Annotated in this window: 4 protein-coding genes; all 4 read left to right on the top strand. The window is 32.6% G+C overall.

Going from position 1 to position 2,835, the window contains the following annotated elements; translation table 11 throughout:
- A partial coding sequence (locus tag SOY52_RS06535) for a hypothetical protein (protein WP_320848161.1) occupies positions 1 to 538 on the top strand: 538 nt, incomplete at its 5' end.
- A gap of 9 nt (positions 539 to 547) precedes the next feature.
- Positions 548 to 1,126, top strand: coding sequence for a hypothetical protein (locus SOY52_RS06530; protein WP_320848160.1), 579 nt, complete (start codon positions 548 to 550; stop codon positions 1,124 to 1,126).
- Between the two features lie 73 nt (positions 1,127 to 1,199).
- Positions 1,200 to 1,787, top strand: coding sequence for a hypothetical protein (locus SOY52_RS06525; RefSeq protein WP_320848159.1), 588 nt, complete (start codon positions 1,200 to 1,202; stop codon positions 1,785 to 1,787).
- Between the two features lie 281 nt (positions 1,788 to 2,068).
- Complete coding sequence (locus SOY52_RS06520; RefSeq protein ID WP_320848158.1) at positions 2,069 to 2,596, top strand: hypothetical protein; 528 nt, start codon at positions 2,069 to 2,071, stop codon at positions 2,594 to 2,596.
- The last annotated feature ends 239 nt before the right edge of the window (positions 2,597 to 2,835 follow it).

Raw genomic sequence — 2,835 nt, 5'->3', positions numbered from 1 at the left:
TTCAACTGTTAATGCCGGTTCTGGTGTTACAGAATCAGGTACAGGTTCTGTTATCTCTGGTGGTGATCAACAAGGTTTCTGGCTCAAAGTTAGCTATGATACAGATAATGATTCAACAGTTAGATCATTAGAAAATGCTAGAGAAATAGCTATTTTAACAGATGATAATTCTTTAACTGGTGTTAGAGCTCTTAATCTTTTTGTAACATATGCAGGAAACCCAACAGTAGCTGGTCAGGTTAATAATGTTAGAATTTCTACTGATGGTTGGAAGGGTGTAGCAAATACAGCTACAGCTGGTCAGAGCGTTGCAATTAAGTTTGATTTCACAACAACTACTACTTCAAATAATTCTCTTCGTGCTGTTAAAAACGAGAGTTCAACAGACTCAAATGTAATTTTTAATGTTGCTTATCCAGCAGGCTTAACTCCAACAGCTCAAAAAGTTGCAACAATTGCTACTACATGGCCTAAGAGCAATGATCTTCCTGCAGGTAACTACTCAGCTACTATCAACGTTGAGGTAAGTGCTAACTAAGGAATTCTTATGAAAAGATCGATAATATTAACATTACTATTGATCTTATCTATGGTGGTATTTGCAGCATCTACAAGTATTGGTTCAGCAACTGCATCATTAGAGCTCAACTCTTCTGTACCAGCAGGTACAGGTGTTGAGATTCCAGAAGGTGTAACACTTGTAGGTAATCTTGCAATCCAATACCAATATGGCGATGGAACACCATGGGAATATGTATCAACGAAAGAACTTTCTATTGGTACTATTGGATTAGTAGATGATAGTGTATCCCTCCAAGCACTCTACTACGGTAATGAGTCTGATACATATTCTTGTTCTGTTGCTTTTACTTCGGGTGGCTGGAAAAGAGATGGAGAAAAAGAAATAGAAGGTGCAACACTTCCTATTTACTTTAGAGATTTAAATGTTATTAATTCAGATAAATTCTCTTCAACAGCTAATGATGCGGGGTTTAGTTTAGTTGTTCCTGTCACATCTCCAATTAATGGAGCTCAGGTTGCTTCTATTATTGCATTTTGGGGGACAGCTGATCTTCCTTCTGGCGACTACTCGGCATCGATTGAGATTACAGTATCATCACCATAGAAAATGCCAGGTAAAGCCTGGCTTTTTTTATAAACAGATGTATTATTAAATAAAGATAAAAGGAGGCAAAATAATGAATAAGAAAATAATTACCATACTATTGCTATCAATAACTTGCTTATCCTTTTTATTTGCTGAAAGCAATAGTTCAGTAAAAGTTGCTATAGACATAGATTCCGCTTATCAAAGTATAATGACCCATGATAGACCAAATAAATATTTAACTAACATTAATGATTTAGCTTCAAAAGTTGATTTAACTGAACCTTTTGAAATGCAGAAAGATAACGGCGTTGATTTTACTTACTATCTATTTTCTAACGATATTGATTTTCTAAATGAAGTTACAATTGATACTGTATTCTATCCATTTAAAGATTCATCAGGAATAGTAATTCCATACAGAGTTTGGTGTGATTGTCCATCAAATGATAGCCATTTAGTAGGTGTTGCTAATTCTTCTGAGGCATTTAATTATTCTCAAACTCCAATTAATAGTTCAGTAAGCGTTAAAAACTATAATAAGCATACAATCATCAATACTAATCTCATGTATTCATATATTCATTTCTTTGTATATGTTCCATCTCAGTATGTTGATAGGGCAAGTTATGGAAAATACATAGCAACGATACAACTAATTTTAAATTGTAATGAATGAGGATGTCTTCGGACATCTTTTTTTTATTTGTAACATGTTTAATACTTATGACATTAAAAATGGTAGAACTTAAGAAATAAAACCTCAAAAGTTATAAGAATGTTCCATGTTTTATAGTAAAATGTAATAAGTTTGTAAGAAGTATATGCTAAAACACCTTAAATTTCGCTATTTTTAAACTTTTTAAAAATTTTCTAATTTTCTATTGACACATCTTTAGATATGTCGTAAGTTATTAGTGTAAACAAAAGAAAGAAAACACAAACCGAAGGGGATAAAAAATGAAAAAGTTCTTAACAGTATTAGCAATCGCATTAATCGCAATGACAGCAGTATTCGCAGTAGCTGCAGAATCAGCAAATTCTGTTAATGGTGATAAATCAAAAGATGCTTTAAATCTTTCATTAAATATTGGTGGTTATACAAAATTTGGTTTTACAGATTATGAAGTAAAAGTCGCAAATGATAGTATTACTCCAATGGGAGATGTTGATGTAGAAGTATCAGGTAGAAATATTTCAGTATATGCATCTGTAATAACAACTCATAATGATTCAGTATCAATTACTTTAGAGTTACCAAAAGCAATGAAGGCTAATGGTGTAAATGATACAATCTCTCTTACATATACTGGTAAGAACTTCTCAACTACAGAAGATGGTGATAATTATAAATTCACTGACACAATTTCAGCTGGTAGAACTAAGCAGGCTTATTCAAAGGGTTTCACAATTGAAGTTGAAGATTATAGCCAGAAAGTTGCAGGTGATTACACAGCACAATTAGTAATGACAGTAACAGCTAACTGATAAATATATAAATTGCACAAAGCCACTCTCCGGAGTGGTTTTTTGTTGTCTATTACTATAGAACAATTTTTAGATAACCATTATAGTTGGGTGGGTTTTAAATATGCAGATAAATAATTACTTTACAATCCTTAAAAAAGAATTTAGAGGTTATAATGCTTCTGCTTTTATGAAAGATGCTCTTGCAGGTATTACATGTACTGCTGTTGCTCTTCCTTTAGCTTTAGCATTTGGTGTTT

Origin of the sequence: Bullifex sp. (assembly GCF_034103065.1) — a bacterium.
Classification (GTDB): domain Bacteria; phylum Spirochaetota; class Spirochaetia; order Sphaerochaetales; family Sphaerochaetaceae; genus Bullifex.
This window is presented reverse-complemented; position numbering and strand designations above follow the sequence as displayed.